This window comes from Pseudonocardia nantongensis, from assembly GCF_046546495.1.
GTDB lineage: Bacteria > Actinomycetota > Actinomycetes > Mycobacteriales > Pseudonocardiaceae > Pseudonocardia > Pseudonocardia nantongensis.
The window spans coordinates 1-15257 of sequence record NZ_JBKGXT010000025.1 but is presented as its reverse complement, the minus strand read 5'-3'; the positions used below and the strand labels follow the sequence as shown (position 1 = coordinate 15257).

At 73.8% G+C, this 15257-nt stretch carries 14 protein-coding genes and 1 pseudogene; 9 read left to right on the top strand and 6 right to left on the bottom strand.

Annotated elements, in window-relative coordinates; all coding sequences use genetic code 11:
* Window positions 1-545: 545 nt before the first annotated feature.
* Window positions 546-2885, bottom strand: coding sequence for a transketolase-like TK C-terminal-containing protein (locus ACLFMI_RS22900; protein ID WP_410950002.1), 2340 nt, complete (start codon window positions 2883-2885; stop codon window positions 546-548).
* Window positions 2886-3035: 150 nt separating this feature from the next.
* On the opposite strand from ACLFMI_RS22900, the gene ACLFMI_RS22895 reads away from it, so the two are divergent.
* The 4 genes from ACLFMI_RS22895 (at window position 3036) to ACLFMI_RS22880 (ending at window position 8915) form a co-directional block, all read left to right on the top strand.
* Window positions 3036-3551, top strand: a complete 516-nt coding sequence (locus ACLFMI_RS22895) for an Lrp/AsnC family transcriptional regulator (RefSeq protein WP_410950001.1) — start codon at window positions 3036-3038, stop codon at window positions 3549-3551.
* Between the two features lie 74 nt (window positions 3552-3625).
* Window positions 3626-4957: a serine hydrolase domain-containing protein gene (locus ACLFMI_RS22890; protein ID WP_410950064.1), complete on the top strand. Its 1332-nt coding sequence runs from the start codon at window positions 3626-3628 to the stop codon at window positions 4955-4957.
* 199 nt (window positions 4958-5156) lie between these two features.
* Window positions 5157-6980, top strand: a complete 1824-nt coding sequence (locus tag ACLFMI_RS22885; protein ID WP_410950000.1) for a BCCT family transporter — start codon at window positions 5157-5159, stop codon at window positions 6978-6980.
* Window positions 6981-7169: 189 nt separating this feature from the next.
* Window positions 7170-8915, top strand: coding sequence for a hypothetical protein (locus ACLFMI_RS22880; RefSeq protein WP_410949999.1), 1746 nt, complete (start codon window positions 7170-7172; stop codon window positions 8913-8915).
* Between the two features lie 63 nt (window positions 8916-8978).
* Here the strand turns inward: ACLFMI_RS22880 and ACLFMI_RS22875 are convergent, their stop codons facing one another.
* From ACLFMI_RS22875 to ACLFMI_RS22865, 3 genes are all read right to left on the bottom strand, one after another.
* Window positions 8979-9944 carry an NADPH:quinone oxidoreductase family protein gene (locus ACLFMI_RS22875; protein ID WP_410949998.1) on the bottom strand — a complete coding sequence of 322 codons (966 nt, stop codon included), beginning with the start codon at window positions 9942-9944 and terminating at the stop codon, window positions 8979-8981.
* 98 nt (window positions 9945-10042) lie between these two features.
* Window positions 10043-10354, bottom strand: a complete 312-nt coding sequence (locus ACLFMI_RS22870) for a hypothetical protein (RefSeq protein ID WP_410949997.1) — start codon at window positions 10352-10354, stop codon at window positions 10043-10045.
* A 184-nt stretch (window positions 10355-10538) separates the two neighbouring features.
* Entirely contained in the window at window positions 10539-10967 is a 429-nt protein-coding gene (locus tag ACLFMI_RS22865; RefSeq protein WP_410949996.1) for a hypothetical protein, read from the bottom strand.
* Window positions 10968-11293: 326 nt separating this feature from the next.
* On the opposite strand from ACLFMI_RS22865, the gene ACLFMI_RS22860 reads away from it, so the two are divergent.
* The 4 genes from ACLFMI_RS22860 (at window position 11294) to ACLFMI_RS22845 (ending at window position 13705) form a co-directional block, all read left to right on the top strand.
* Window positions 11294-11863, top strand: a complete 570-nt coding sequence (locus ACLFMI_RS22860; RefSeq protein WP_410949995.1) for a hypothetical protein — start codon at window positions 11294-11296, stop codon at window positions 11861-11863.
* Window positions 11864-11923: 60 nt separating this feature from the next.
* Window positions 11924-12970, top strand: coding sequence for a DNA polymerase IV (locus tag ACLFMI_RS22855; RefSeq protein ID WP_410949994.1), 1047 nt, complete (start codon window positions 11924-11926; stop codon window positions 12968-12970).
* 34 nt (window positions 12971-13004) lie between these two features.
* A complete protein-coding gene (locus ACLFMI_RS22850; RefSeq protein ID WP_410949993.1) occupies window positions 13005-13385 on the top strand; it encodes a hypothetical protein in 381 nt (126 codons plus the stop codon).
* Window positions 13386-13567: 182 nt separating this feature from the next.
* Window positions 13568-13705: a hypothetical protein gene (locus ACLFMI_RS22845; protein ID WP_410949992.1), complete on the top strand. Its 138-nt coding sequence runs from the start codon at window positions 13568-13570 to the stop codon at window positions 13703-13705.
* Window positions 13706-13757: 52 nt separating this feature from the next.
* Here the strand turns inward: ACLFMI_RS22845 and ACLFMI_RS22840 are convergent, their stop codons facing one another.
* Both ACLFMI_RS22840 and ACLFMI_RS22835 read right to left on the bottom strand, forming a co-directional pair.
* Window positions 13758-14126, bottom strand: a complete 369-nt coding sequence (locus tag ACLFMI_RS22840; protein ID WP_410949991.1) for a hypothetical protein — start codon at window positions 14124-14126, stop codon at window positions 13758-13760.
* A gap of 145 nt (window positions 14127-14271) precedes the next feature.
* The gene (locus ACLFMI_RS22835) at window positions 14272-14724 is read right to left on the bottom strand and encodes a DoxX family protein (RefSeq protein WP_410949990.1); all 453 of its coding nucleotides are present in this window, start codon (window positions 14722-14724) and stop codon (window positions 14272-14274) included.
* A 195-nt stretch (window positions 14725-14919) separates the two neighbouring features.
* Between ACLFMI_RS22835 and ACLFMI_RS22830 the strand changes: the two are divergent.
* Window positions 14920-15257 (top strand): annotated as a pseudogene (locus tag ACLFMI_RS22830) (threonine synthase); the annotation flags it as partial.

Below are 15257 nucleotides of genomic sequence, written 5' to 3'. Positions count from 1 at the left end.
GACTCCCTCCGGTACCCGGCCGGAGGGGGTGCGTGACCGTTGGAGGCATGGAGCGACTTCGGGGTCGCGGTCGTCGGCGCGACCGCGGCGCTGATCGGGCTGCTCTTCGTGGCGCTGTCGATCAACCTGCGGCAGATCCTCGGGAGCGTGGCGCTGCCGTCGCGGGCGGCGTTCGCGCTGCAGCTGCTGTTGGTGCCGCTGGTGTCGACCGTCCTGCTGCTCGTCCCGCAGTCGCCGGTCGCCTTCGGCGTGGAGCTGCTCGTGCTGAGCGCGCTGCTCGGCCCGCCGCTGCTCGTCCTCGCCCGCCCGGGCGCCCGGCCCGCGGAGCAGCCGCTCCTCGCCCGGCTGGTGGCGACCGAGCTGCCCGCCGCCGTCGTCGTCCTGGCCACGGTCGCGACCGGCGTGCTGCTCGTCACCGGCCGGACCGCCGGGCTCTACGGGGTCGCGATCGCGACCGTGGCGGCGCTGGCCGGAGCGCTGGTCAGCACCTGGGTCTCCTGGTCGTCGAGATCCTCCGCTGACGACGTACGGGCGAACCGACCGCGTCACAGCAGGTCCAGCGCGGCCCCCACGACGGCGTCGGCATCCAGGCCGTGGTGGGCGTACACCGACGCCAGGTCCCCGGACTGCCCGAACCGGGTCACGCCCAGGTGGGTGGCCGGTACCCGGTTGATCCCGGCCAGGAACGCCAGCGTGTGCGGGTGCCCGTCGAGCAGGGTGACCAGCGGCGACGCCCGCCGGGCCGGGAACGCCGACTCCAGCACCCACGGCTCGACCTGCGGGGCGGCGGGCCGGCCGGTGCGGGACTGCACCGCGCCGAACAGCAGCCCGGGGCTGGTCACACCGACGACGTCGACGGCGTGCCCGAGCACGGCGAGCCGGTCCGCCGCATCGAGCGCCTCGGTCAACAGCGGGCCCGCCGCGGCGATCGTCAGGTCCGGGCGTTCGGTGTCCGCGCGACGCAGCGGGTAGGCCCCGGCGACGACCTGGCGGCGGCGCCGTTCCCGGGCCGCCGGGTCCGCCGGGACCGCGGCCAGCGACTGGTCCACCGGCCGGGTGGAGAGCCGCAGGTACGCCGAGGTCCCGTCCGGGCGTCCCAGCCGGGCCAGCGAGGCGAGCAGCGTCCACTCGACGTCGATCGCGAACGCCGGCTCGTAGGTCACGCACCCCGGCTGCTCCAGCCCGACCGACGGCGTAGTGATCGACTGGTGGGCGCCGCCCTCCGGCGCCAGTGACACCCCGGACGGCGTCCCGACCAGGATCGACTGGCCACCGGCGTAGATCCCGAACGCCCACGGCTCCAGCGCCCGCTCGACGAACGGGTCGTAGAGCACCCCGATCGGCAGCAGCGGCCGCCCCCACCGCGACCAGGTCGCACCCAGCTCGCCGAGCGCCCCGACCAGGTTCCCCTCGGCGATGCCCAGCTCCAGGTGCTGGCCGGTCGGGCGCTCCCGCCAGTGCAGGATCGTCTCCGGGTCGTCGTCGAACCAGTCCTTGCGCTCGGCGGTCGACCACACGCCGACCTTGTTCACCCAGCCGCCCAGGTTCGTCGACGACGACACGTCCGGGCATAGCGTGACCACCCGCCCGGCGGCGTCCGGGGCCTCCCGGGTGAGGTCGAGCAGCGCCCGCCCCAGCGCCGCCTGGGTGGTGGCCCGCCCGGTCGGGGTGCGCCCGATGTCGCGCGGCAACGCGGGCACCGGGTCGGTCTCGGGGGCCTCGCGGCGCAGCCGCCGCGCGGTGGCCGCGCACAGCGCCCCGGCCGCGGTGTCGCTCCCGAAGCGCTGCCACGGGCCGTCCGGGTCGGCGCCGACCGTCGCGGCCAGCTCGCCCATCTGGTCCGCGGTGAGGATCGAGCCGTGGTTCTGCGGGTGGCCCGCGGTGGCCAGGCCGTGCCCCTTCACGGTGTAGGCCAGGATCACGGTGGGCCGGGAGTCGTCGATCCCGTCGAGCGCCTCGCCGAGCGCGGCCGGGTCGTGCCCGCCGAGGTTGCGGACCGCGGCCAGCAGCGTGTCGTCGTCGAGGCCCTCGACCAGGCCGGCGAGGGCCGCGCCGTCCCCTCCCGGGCCCACGTCCGGGAGCCGCGTGCGGACCTCGGCGGCGTCGCAGCGCAGCAGCCGCTGGTACTCCGGGTTGGGCATGCCGTCGATCCGGGCCCGCAGCGCGTCCCCACCGGGCCGGGCGAACAGCTCGTGCAGCAGCCGGCCGTACTTGACGGTGAGCACCTGCCAGCCGGCGGCGCGGAACATCCCCTCGATCCGCGGGGTGCCGATCTTGGGCACCACCCGGTCCAGCGACTGCCGGTTCAGGTCCACGATCCACACGACCTCGCCGAGCTCGCCGACCATCGGGTCCAGGATCGCCTCCCAGACCGCGCCCTCGTCCAGCTCCGCGTCGCCGACCAGCGAGTACTGGCGACCCTGCGCGTCGTCACCGAACCGGGACGCCACGTAGCGGCGGGCGAGGGCGCCCCAGATCGGGGCGGTGGCGCCGATGCCGACCGAGCCGGTGGAGTAGTCGACCGGGTCCGGATCCTTGGACCGCGACGGGTAGCTCTGCAGCCCGCCGAACGCGCGCAGCGTCGGCAGGTAGGACTCGTCCAGCTCGCCGAGCAGGTAGTTGATCGCGTGCAGCACCGGCGAGGCGTGCGGCTTGACCGACACCCGGTCCCCGGCCCGCAGGTGCTCGAACCAGAGCGTCGTCATGATCGTCACCATCGACGCCGACGACGCCTGGTGCCCGCCGACCTTCAGCCCGCTCGGGTCGCCGCGCCGGTTGGCCGCGTCGATGATCGCGGTGGACAGCCAGAGCACCCGCCGCTCGATCTCGCCGAGCGCGTCGCGGTCGTCGGCCGGGCTCTGCGGGGCGTCGGTCGCCGTGCTCATCGTCGTTCTCCAGCCTCGGTGCTGACGGATCCTGCTCGCGCAGGTTGCCCCGCAAGCCCACCACCACGACGATGACTGCACAACCGGGGCCTGTGACGCTGCGCAGACTGCACGGCACGGGCCCGTACGGACACGAACCGAACGGGCAGAGTGCACACCGACGACACGCCCCGCGACCCGGCCGGCGCCGCCGCGACCGACCTGGACGGGCACGACGCGCGGCTGCTGCTCGCACTGGCCGAGCAGCCCCGCGCCACCGTCCTGGCGCTGGCCGAGCGGGTCGGCCTCTCCCGCAACACCGTGCAGGCGCGGCTGGCCCGGCTGGACCGGCTCGGCGCGCTGGACACCTTCGAACGCCGGGTGGACCCGGCCGCGCTGGGCTACCCGCTGACCGCGTTCGTCACCGTGCGGGTGGTGCAGCGCCTGCTGGCCGCGGTCGCCGAGGCGCTGGAACGGGTGCCGGAGGTGCTGGAGGTGCACGGCGTCTCCGGGGAGGAGGACCTGCTGGTGCACCTGGTCGCCCGGGACGCCGACGACCTCTACCGGATCGCCGGGCACCTGCTGGCCATCGAGGGGGTCGAGCGGACCTCGACCGCACTGGTCATGCGCTCGCTGGTCGGGTTCCGCACCGCTCCCCTGCTGCGCAGGCTCACCGGGGACCCGTGACACGGCCGCACCGGGGACGGCACCCGGCTCCGTCGTCCGGAATGCCGGAACTACGGTCTTCAGGCGTGCCCGCACTGCTCACCACGACCCAACGCACGCTGCTCGCCCGCGTCGCCAGGGCCCAGCGCGACGGCCGGGTCCCCTCGCTCGTCGCCGGCGTCGTCCGCGACGGGTGCCTGGCCTGGCACGCCGGCCGCGGCGCCCTGCCCGGAACAGCACAGCCCGAGGCGGCCCGCCCCGACGACGTCCAGTACCGGATCGGATCGATCACCAAGACCGTCTGCGCGGTCACCGTGCTGCGGCTGCGCGACGAGGGCAGGCTCGATCTCGACGACCGTCTCGAGCAGCACCTGCCCGGCACCCCGCTCGGCGACCGCACGGTCGGCCAGCTGCTCAGCCACCTCGGTGGCGCCGGCTCGGAGAGCCCCGGGCAGTGGTGGGAGCGGGCCCCCGGCGGCTCGCTGGCCGAGCTCGGCCTGACCGACGCCGACCGGGTGCTGCCGGCGGCCCGCCGCTTCCACTACTCCAACCTCGGCTTCGGCCTGCTGGGCGAGCTGGTCGCCCGCGTCCGCGGCCGGGACTGGCTCGACGTCGCCCGGGACGAGGTGCTGCTCCCGCTCGACATGACCCGGTCCTCGCCGCGCCCGCAGGCCCCGGTCGCCGAGGGGCACGCGGTGCACCCGTGGGCCGAGCTGACGTTGCCCGAGCCCGAGCACGACGCCGGCGTGATGGCCCCGGCCGGCCAGCTCTGGTGCACCGCCGCCGACCTGGCGAAGCTCGGCGCGTTCCTGCTCGGCGACACCGGCGGCGTGCTGTCGGCCGCGACCGTCGAGGAGATGACGCTGCCCGCCGGCATCGACCCGTCGTCGCCGATCTGGGCCGGCTACGGGCTGGGCGTGCAGGTGCACCGGGTCGACGACCGGGTGCTGGTCGGGCACGGCGGGTCGATGCCCGGCTTCCTGGCCGGGCTCTGGGTGGACCGCGACGAGGGCACCGGCGCACTGGCCATGGGCAACACGACGGCAGGGATGGACTCCGGGCTCGGCGCCGGGCTGCTGGCCGACCTGAAGGCGGCCGAGCCGCGGATCGTCGACGCGTGGGCACCGGAGCCGTCGCCGGTGGACCCCTCGGTACTCGGGCCCTGGTTCTGGGGGCCGTCACCGTACGTGCTGCGGGCGGTGCCCGGCGGGCTGCTGCACCTGGGCGGCCTCGGCCGGCCGGGCCGGTCGTCGCGCTTCCGGCCCGGTCCGGACGGCACCTGGATCGGACTGGACGGCTACTTCGCCGGCGAGACGCTGCGGATCGCGGGCGACCACCTGTGGCTGGCCACCTTCGTCTTCACCAGGACGCCCTACGACCCGGCCGCACCGGTCCCGGGCGGCGTGGACGCCGGTGGATGGCGCTGACTCCGCGGCCCGAACCCACCCGAAACCCGCCGATACCGAATCGCAACGTTGGAGCGCAGGGCGCTGACCTCGACAGACACGTTCCGGACAGTGCGTCTGGAACGACACCGACGGGCGATGAACCTACACTCGCCCGACATCGCACTTCCGCAGGTATGACCAGGGAGGGGAGGAACGCCCCGTTCGGGCGTGTCCCGTCATGACACAGGCAGAGCCACAAACCGGCTCCGGCGAGACCGGATCCGCGGGGGGTCGGTCGCGCACCGACTGGACAGTCTTCGGGGTGGGCGCTGCGCTCGCCCTGCTGTTCGTCGTCTGGGGACTGGTGTCCTCGGAGACTCTCAGCAACACCGCGAGCGCCATGCTCGACGGCGTCATGCGCGGCGGCGGCTGGGGCTTCATCCTCGCCGCGACCGCGTTCGTCGCGTTCGCGCTGTTCCTCGCGTTCAGCAAGTTCGGCAAGATCCGCCTCGGCACCGACGCCGAGGAGCCGGAGTTCCGGACGGTCTCCTGGATCGCGATGATGTTCTCCGCCGGCATGGGCATCGGTCTGATGTTCTTCGGCGTGAACGAGCCGCTGTCGTTCTTCACGACGCAGGTTCCGCCGGGCGCGGCCGCGCCCGGCTCCACCGAGGCGATGCAGGTGGCCATGGCCACCTCGCTGTTCCACTGGACGCTGCACCCGTGGGCGATCTACGCGGTGGTCGGCCTGGCCATCGCCTACTCCACGTTCCGCAGGGGCCGCCGCCAGCTGATCAGCCAGGCGTTCATCCCGCTGATCGGGAAACAGGCCGCCGAGGGCTCGATCGGCAAGGTCATCGACATCCTGGCGATCTTCGCGACGCTGTTCGGGTCGGCCGCCTCGCTGGGTCTGGGTGCCTTCCAGATCGGCGGCGGCATGCAGATGGTCGGCTGGACCGACGGCCCGGTCACCGCCCCGGTCCTCTCGCTGATCATCATCGTGCTCACCGCGGCGTTCATCCTGTCCGCCGTCTCCGGCATCGCCCGCGGCATCCAGTGGCTGTCGAACATCAACATGGTGCTGGCCGGCGTGCTGGCACTGTTCGTGTTCGTGGTCGGCCCGACCGTGATCATCCTGGACCTGATCCCGACCTCGATCGGCGCCTACTTCTCGGACTTCTTCGAGATGGTCGGGCGCACCGAGGCCGTCGGCGGCCAGCCGATGCTGGAGTGGCTGTCCGGCTGGACGGTCTTCTACTGGGCCTGGTGGATCTCCTGGACCCCGTTCGTCGGCATGTTCCTGGCCAGGATCTCCCGGGGCCGAACCATCCGTGAGTTCGTCGGCGGCGTGATCCTGGCGCCGAGCCTGGTCTCGCTGGTCTGGTTCTGCATCTTCGGTGGCAGCGCGATCACCCAGTCCCAGGCGGGCGTCCAGTTCTCCGACGACTCGAACGTCCAGCTCTTCGAGATGCTCGGCGCCTACCCGTGGGCGGCCGTCACCGGCGTGCTGGTGATGATCCTGGTCGGCATCTTCTTCGTCTCCGGCGCCGATGCGGCCTCGATCGTGATGGGCACCCTGTCCCAGCGCGGCACCATCGAGCCCAGCAGGTGGATCGTCATCTTCTGGGGCTCGGTCATGGGTGCGGTCGCCGTGCTCATGCTGGTCACCGGCGGGGAGAACGCCCTCGACGGGATCCAGAACCTCACGATCCTGGTCGCCGCACCGTTCGTCGTGATCATGGTGCTGCTCTGCTTCGCCCTGTACCGGGACCTGCGCCGCGATCCGATGATCCTGCGCGACCAGAAGGGCGCGGAGGTGCTCGAGCAGGCGGTGGACTGGGCCACCGAGCGGCACGGCGACGAGTTCTACGTCAAGGTCGGCGGCTTCCCGCAGGATCCCGGCTCGAGCCCGGGCAACGGCCCCGGCACCGGACCCGGCTACACGATGACCGAGCCGGGCGAGGCCCCGCTCGAACCGTCCGACGCAGAGGAGACCGAGGAGACCGGGCCCGGGTCACCCGAGGGCGAGGACCGCAAGGACACCCCGGTCGGCGGCGACTGACCGGCACCGGCGCACCGGACACGGCGGCCGGAGGGTCACCCGGCGCCCGCCCGCTCGTTGCACCAGGGGGCGGCAACCGGCGGCGGGCGCGACCGGGACCGGAACGCCGCACGCCCACCCACGCACCGGAGTGGATCACTTCCGCACCCCGGTACCGAGCAGGAGGAGGGAGCTGACACAGTGGGCCGAATGCGTCTCGTGTTCACCCCCGGCGACGACCAGGGGTATGCCGAGGCCCGGAGCAGGCTCCTGGACCAGTTCCTCGTCTGGGCGCGGCGTCGCCGCGTCGAGGTCGACACCGCGCTGGTCGCGGCCGCCGTCGACTACAAGTACGCCCGGGACCGCCGTCTCGGCCGCTGGAACCGCGGGCACATCGCCGACGCGCTGGGCATGTGGTTCCCGCGCCAGGTGACCGTCCTGGAGCCGGAGGACGTCGCCCCGGCGTTCCACGCACTGATCGACTTCCTGGACGACCACGACTGGTTCGACCCGCAGTCGTCGTCGCCGGACGCGCTGCACCGCCAGGTGCTCGACTCCACCCCCGCGCTGCACGACGGCATCGCCGACGAGCGCAACTACGACCTCGGCAAGTTCTGGGGCGTGCAGCTGCACCGGCACGGTGTCGACCCGGCCGACCCGACTGCCGTGCAACGCTTCCTGGACCGTGCCGGCTCCGGCGAGGCCGACGTCGACCGGCACGCCCTGGCCGAGATCATGCGCCGGGACGCCGAGCGCCCGGCCCGCTCGGAGTGGAACCCGGTGCTGCCGCCGATCCCCATGCCCGGTGCCGCCTCGCTGGTCGAGGCCGCCGAGTCGTCCGAGGCACTCGAGCTGCTGCGCAAGCTGACCCGCTGGGTGCGGGCCGGGCGCCGGCTCACCTCGGACGGCCGGCTCGGCCGCGCCGACGCCCTGGACCTGGCCGCGCACCTGCAGCTCGACCACATCTACCGGGAGGGCGCCCGGACCAGCGACGACCTGCCCGAGGTCTCGCTGCTGCTGCGCTGGGCCCGGGCCGCGCGGCTGGTCCGGCCGGTCCGCGGCCGCCTGCTGCCGGTGAAGAGCGCGGGCCCGTTGCTGAGCCGGCCGATCGAGCTGTGGCGGCGGGTGTTCGAATCCGTCGGGCGACTCGGCGACAACCTCGGCGGTACCGACGTCTTCGGCGCGCCCTCGCTGTTCGGGATGTCGATGTCGCAGGCGTTCCCGATGCTCTGGGTCGCCCTCTACTCGACCGGCGGCGCCCCGGTCCCGCTGGAGCACTTCCACCGGCAGGTCCGGGACACCGTGAACACCGATGCCGGATGCGTGGTCGACGACCTGGCCGGGGACGTCGAGCAGCGGCTGTGGCGGCGCGACGTGACGGCCCTGCTGGACGCCTGCGAGCTGCTCGGCGCGATCGAGCTGACCGAGACCCTGGACCCGGACGAGCTCGACGAGCTGTCCCACGTCGCGCACCGCGACGACCCGGACCCGACCGTCGTCTCGCTGACGCCGATGGGGCTCTGGGCGGTGCACGAGTACCTGCTGGAGCAGGGGGTGCACGTCCCCGCGCCGGGCGAGCTGGCCGACGAGGACCTCGAGTACGTCTGCGTCCGGATGGCGGGCGTGCGCGACGAGGTCGCGGAGGCCGAGCTGACCGCGTGGGCGCGGGCCCGCAGCTCCGCCGACGCGGTGTACGAGCTGGAGCGGTTCCTGCGCCGCTGCGAGGTGCCGGAACAGCGCGGCCTGGCGCTGCATGCGCTGACCGGGACCGGCCCGTCAGGACGGACGGTCGCCGCCCGGCACCGGCTGCACGTGGCTGAACAGGCACCGACCGGCCCCGCATCCGGGGCCGGCTGGACCGGCCCGGCCCCCGCACCACGGGACCCGGCGGCGGGGTGGTCGAGCGCCCCGCACCCGCGCACCCCCCTGCACCGCAACCTGGAACCCGCCGGCTGACAGCCCCCTCCACACCCCCATCCCTCTCCGCGTTGTGGGCCGGGGATGTGGGGGGCGCGGGGGTCAGGGTTCCAGGACCACCTTGCCGGTGACCCGGCGCTCGTCGAGCCGGGCCAGCGCCTCGCCGGCGCGCTCCAGCGGGAACCGCTCGCTGATCAGCGGGTCCAGCGCGGCCGAGCGGAGGTGCGGGACGAGCGCGTCCCACTCGCTCCGGATGAAGTCGTCCCGGCCGAGCGCGTAGGCGCCCCAGCCGACGCCGCGGACGTCGATGTTGTTCAGCAGCAGCCGGTTCACCTTCACCGTCGGGATGTCGCCCGCGGTGAAGCCGATGACCATCAACCGGCCCAGCGGGGCCATGCTGCGCAGCGAGTCGGTGAACCGGTCGCCGCCGACCGGGTCGACGACCATGTCCGCACCGGCACCACCGGTGATCTCCTTGACGGCGTCCTTGAACCCCTCGACGCCGACGGTGTGCCGGGCCCCCGCACGCTTCGCGGCATCGGCCTTCGCCTCGGTGGAGGTCACGCCGATCACGGTGGCGCCGAGCGCGACGGCCAGCTGGATCACGGCGGTGCCGATGCCGCCGGCGGCGCCCTGCACGAGCACGGTCTCCCCCGGCTGCAGGCCACCGCGGGTGACGAGCGTGAAGTGCGCGGTCAGGTAGTTCATCGGCAGACAGGCGCCGGCCGCGAAGCCGACCTCGTCGGGCAGCGGCAGCACGGTGCGCTCGGGTACCGAGACGACCTCACCGAAGACCCCGGACATCGTGAAGGCGACGACCCGGTCGCCGGGCGCGAAGCTGCTGTCCGGCCCGGCCTCGCGCACGGTGCCGGCGCACTCCGAGCCCAGCGTGAACGGCGGTTCCGGCTTGTACTGGTACATGCCCTTGGTGAGCAGCACGTCCGGGAAGTTGACCCCGGCGGCGGCGACGTCGATCAAGACCTCGCCGTCCCCGCGCGTGGGGCCCTCCACCTCGTTGACCCGGACCGCGAACGGCCCGTCCAGCTCCACGACCTGCACTGCGCGCACGTGCTCTCCCTCGCAGACGACGGCGATGTCATGGTCATCGAACCACGGTGCCGCCGGGCGGCCGAGAGCCGGCCGCGGTGATCTACACCGGCGGGTCCTCAGACCGGCTGGGCGTCCCCGTAGCGCGGGGTCCGCGGCTCGCTCAGCGCGTCGCAGAGCTCGGAGAGCCGCTGGTCGATCCGATCCTGCACGCGCTCCAGCGCGTCGAGCTCGAGCATCAGGTCGAGCGCGTCGTGCGCCCCGTCGTACCCGGCGAGGACCCGTTCCAGCTCGGAGCGCCGTTCGGCGGTCCGGGCCCGGCAGGCGTCCGCGGTGGCCTTGTGCGCGGCCAGCCGGGCACGGGCGGTGTCAGCGAGGTCGCGGCCGTCGGCGACGGTGGCGACCCTTTCCTCCAGCAGGTACGGGTTCACGCGGGCCCCTCCTGGTGCGATCGGCGTGCGGCCGCCCTACGACGACCACGACGGCCGGGGTGACCGTCACCACACCCACGCTAGACGATCAGCCTGTGCCGCGCATCACACCAACGTCGCAGTACGGGTCGTCGCAGTGCGTGTCACCTACCCGGAGCGACCCGATCTGTCGGGGCCGCGGAACTCAGCCGGCGGAGCGCGGCCGGGGGATCAGTTCGGCTGGCGTCCGGCGCCGCTCGGCGACCTGGTCGGTCGTCAGGTGGAAGTGCCCGCGCCGGGACCGCCGGCACAGGTAGGCGCGCTGCGGGCGCCCGCCCAGGGACTCCAGCTCGCGGGCGGCGCACTCGGCGGAGTCCCGGTCCGGGTAGATGACCTTGCCGTCGCTGCCGGCCTGGCCGCCGGTGCCGTACCGCTGACGGTCCTCGACCTCGCGCCGTCCGGGCAGGCAGACCTCCGGCCGGCCCGACCGCATCAGCCGCGCGTAGCGGGCCAGCACCCGGCCCCGGTCGGCGTCGACGACTCCGGGCTCGGACGGCGCGTTCTCCACGGACCGCCGCGCCGCCGGAATCATTCCCGGGTGCACCGCCGGAGCCCCGTCGTACTGCCCGTCCATGTCGCCTCCACGTCGTCGCCACCTGTGGATCGCTCGGCTCATCCTGCCTCGTTACCGCCGCGCGTGGGGTAGCACGATCGTGTCATGTGTCACCGTCGCGCCGCCTTCCGTCGTGACGGAAGGTGACCTTCCCGGTGGTCGGGCGCATTCGCCCGACCGTTCACGGCAGTCGCGTCCGGGGTGTCACCCCCTCGGGTACGGCCGTTCGCACCGTGCTGTACGCCCGAAAGCAGCCGCATACACTGTCTGTCCGGTCCTGGTGTGACTCAGATCATCCAGAACGGGCACCCCGGGCCGGACGAGCGACGCAGTCCGGAGGGGACCACATGGCCATCCAGCCCGACACCGGCAGCAGCGGAGGAGCCGGTCCGGTGCGGTTGCGCTGGGCCGAGGCGTTCACTCCGTCGGATCTCGGAGCCGGTGTGTACGACGTCCGCTGGGATCTGCGGCCGCGGCTGCGGTGCTGGCTCTCCGACCACGACCTGCCCTTCGCGTCCGGCCGCGAGACACACCGCCCGGCCGTCGACGCCTGGGCCCTGCTCGACGGCGGGGTGATCGCGGTGTCCGCGGTGACCCTGCCCGGAGCAGCGCCCGAGCCGGTCCCGGTGCCCGGGCACGCGGCGGCCGTGGGCACGGTGCCCGGGCCGGCGTCGGACCTGCTCGCCCCCGGCATGCGGGTGATCGGGTTCCGCACGCTGCGGCTGCTGGCCGTCCGGCTGGGCCTGGGCGAGCCGGCGACGGCGCTGCCCGGCGAGCACCTGGACGTTCCCGGCCTGGTGCAGGACCTGTTCGACGCCCGCCGCAACGACCCCGAGTCCGTCGAGCAGGCAGAGCTGCTCGCCACCGGGACCGACCGTTCGACGCTGCGCTGGGTCATCGCCGCGCTGCGGGTGTGATCACGCCGGTGCGGCGAGCTGCACGGCCGCGGCCTGGACGGATCCACCATGCTCGACGGCGTGAGCCGCCGGATCCTGCACGCCGACCTGGACCAGTTCCTGGCCTCGGCCGAGCTGCTGCGCCGGCCCGAGCTGACCGGGCTGCCGCTGGTGGTCGGCGGGGACGGGGATCCGGATGCCCGCACCGTCGTCGCGACGGCCTCCTACGAGGCGCGCGAGTACGGCGTCCGGTCCGGGATGCCGATGCGGCTGGCGCACCGGAAGCTGGCGAAGCACCGCCCGGACGCCGTGTTCCTGCCCTCGGACAAGGCGTACTACGGGCGGGTCTCGGACGAGGTGATGCGGCTGCTCCGCGATCTGGGCGAGCCGGTCGAGGTGATCGGGTGGGACGAGGCGTTCGTCGGTACCGACGACGATCCATGGGCACTGGCGCACCGGATCCGGGAGACCGTCGCGACCATCGGGCTGAGCTGCGCGGTCGGGATCGGCGACAACACGCTGCGCGCGAAGACGGCCACCGGCTACGCCAAGCCCGGCGGGGTGCACGAGCTGACCGCCGCGAACTGGTTCGCCACCCTCGGCCACGAACCGCCGGAGGCGCTGCCCGGGATCGGCCGGGCCACCGCTCGCGCACTGGCCGAGCTCGGCGTCCGCACGGTGACCGCGCTGGCCGAGTCCCGGCCCGGTGACGTCGCCGCCCGGCTCGGACCGAACCGCGGTCCCTACTACGTCTCGCTCGGGCGCGGGATGGGCCGCACCGAGCTGGACACCGGTCCGCGGATTCCGCGTTCGCGCAGCCGGGAGACCACGTTCCCGGTGGACCTGACCCAGCGCGGCGCGCTGCACACCGAGCTGCGCACGCTCGCCGTCCGGGTCGCCGACGACGTCGACGCAGAGGACCGGGACTGCGTCCGCGTCGGCATCCGGGTGCGAACGTCGGGCTTCCGCACCACCACCCGCAGCCGGGCCCTGGACCCGCCCGGCCGGGACGCCGGCGCGATCGCCGCGGTCGCCGCCGGTCTGCTCGGCGAGCTGGACCCGGACCGCCCGGTCCGGCTGCTCGGCGTCCGGGCGGAGCTGGCGGAGCCGGGAGCCGGGCCCGGCTGAGCCCGGCGAGTCGGCGCTGTGGTGGGCTCGCCCCGTGACGACCCCGGTGACGACCTGGACCAGCGACGAGTGCGCGGCCCACTGGGGCGTGCAGGTGACCACCTGGAACGGCTACGTCAGCCGCGGCCAGGCGCCCGCCCCGCTGCCCGGCCAGGACGACGACGGCCGACGACTCTGGGACGCCGACGAGGTCCGGTCGTTCGACCGTCCCGGCGCCGGGCACCGCCGCTCGTCCACGGCCGCATCGGAGCTCCTGGACGAGATGCGGGAGACCGGCGCCCGGATGGCGGAGTTGCGGGAGCGCCAGAAGGAGCTGCTGCAGGCCGGCAAGGAGGCGGGCTGCGAGATCCGTGCGATGTCCGAGGCGCTCGGGATCTCCCGGCAGACGGCCTACGCCTGGCTCCGACCGGACTGAGCCCGACGACCGGGGCTGTTGACCCGGTCGGCGCAGCGCAGGAGGCCCGGACGGCCGAGCCGGGCGGGCCGGCACGGCTCCGGCGTCATCACGATCGACGAATTCGCGGGCACCTCCCGCCAACCCCTGCCTACCCTTGATCGACGCTCGGTGACGGAGCCGGGCGGCGGGGGGTGGAGATCATGGACATCGCGACGATCGTGCTGCTCGGACTGGGGGGCGTCGGCGGTTTCTTCGTCGGCCGGTGGTCGGCCGAGGGCCGGCGGGCCCGGCACGACATGCGCAACGTCTGGAACGGCCGCTCCAGGTACCGGCAGTGAGCCGGTAGCCGATCCGGGTCAGCAGCCGATCCGGGTCAGCAGCCGATCCGGGTCAGTAGCCGATCGCCGAGACGTAGTCGAGGGCACCGAACGCGATCGCCACGACCGTGATCACGAGTGCGATGACGGCGAACGGCCAGGAGATCCGGCGCTCGACGATGCGCAGCACGGTCATCGCGAGCCCGGCGATCCCGGCGGCGACGGCGACGGCGAGCGACCCGGCGACCGAGACCAGGATCTGGGACGAGCTGCAGGTCTTCGGCGGGCAGTAGTCCAGGAACGCCACGAGGAAGACCCCGCCGAACATCCCGAGCGCGATCAGCATCCCGGTCAGGGCCAGCGCGCAGCCGGACAGCGCGACGTCCCAGCGCACCAGCGGTCGGCGGACCGCACCGGAGTGCGGTGGTCGGCCCGACAGCATGGAGCAACGGTACCCGGACCGCCCGTACCGGGACAGATCGGACAGACCGGGTCAGCCGCGTGGACGACACCGGTATCCGCCGCGCGGTGGCCCCGCGCGGTGGCCCCGCGCGGTGATCCGGCGCGGTGATCCGGCGTGACGGTTCTCAGGCGCCGTGCGCACCCACCCGCTCCGGCGGGCGCCGGACGGTCCGGCTAGCGAGCAGGTGATCGACCGAGAACCGGCCGGGACCGCTGGCGGCCAGGAGGAGCGCACCGGCGGCGATCACCCCCACGAGCTCCCAGCCCCCGTCGGAGACGAAGACGGCCGGGGTGAGGTGGGCGAAGAACCACGCCCCGACCATCATCGCGACCGCGGCCAGGCCGGCGACGGTCGTCGCAGCCCCAGCGAGGAGCAGGAGCCCGCTACCGAGCTCGACGACGATCGCGACCAGCGCGGAGCCGGTCGGTAGCGGCACGCCCATGCCACCGAAGCCCTGGGCGACGCCACCGACCCCGTTGCCCAGCTTCTGGACGCCGTGCGCGATCAGGACGGCACCGAGCACGATCCGGCCGAGCAACAGCGCGACGTCGGAGTACGGAGCGGGAAGTGGACGCATGGACGGACCTCTCGACGGTTGAACGTTCATCTTTCTGTCGCCGAGCGTAACGAAGGTGACCAATCGGACGCACCCGGACCGGCCGTCGCGTGCCGGATCACACAGCTGCGTCACCGGCCGACCGCGGGCTCGAGGGCGTCGGAGATTCGGGGGTCCTGACTTGCGCGACCGGAGGTACCGGGATGACCTGTGCGGGTGCCCGACCCGTTCCCGACGCCGTTCTCCACGCTGTCCCACCTCGAGTGCTCCCGCGAGGCCACCCCGCACGACGCGGACGTCGTGCAGGGCACCTCGCCCGCCGGTGCCCCGTTGCTCGCCCGCTACGACCTGGACCGCGTCCGCCACACCGTGACCCGCACGGAGATCGCCTCCCGGGCGCCGAGTCTCTGGCGCTACCACGAGGTGCTGCCGGTCCGGGATCCCGCGCACGTTGTGACGATGGGCGAGGGCATGACACCACTGCTGCCGCTCGCCCGGGCCGGTCGGCGGCTGGGCCTGCCGAACCTGTTGCTGAAGGACGAGGGCCTGGTCCC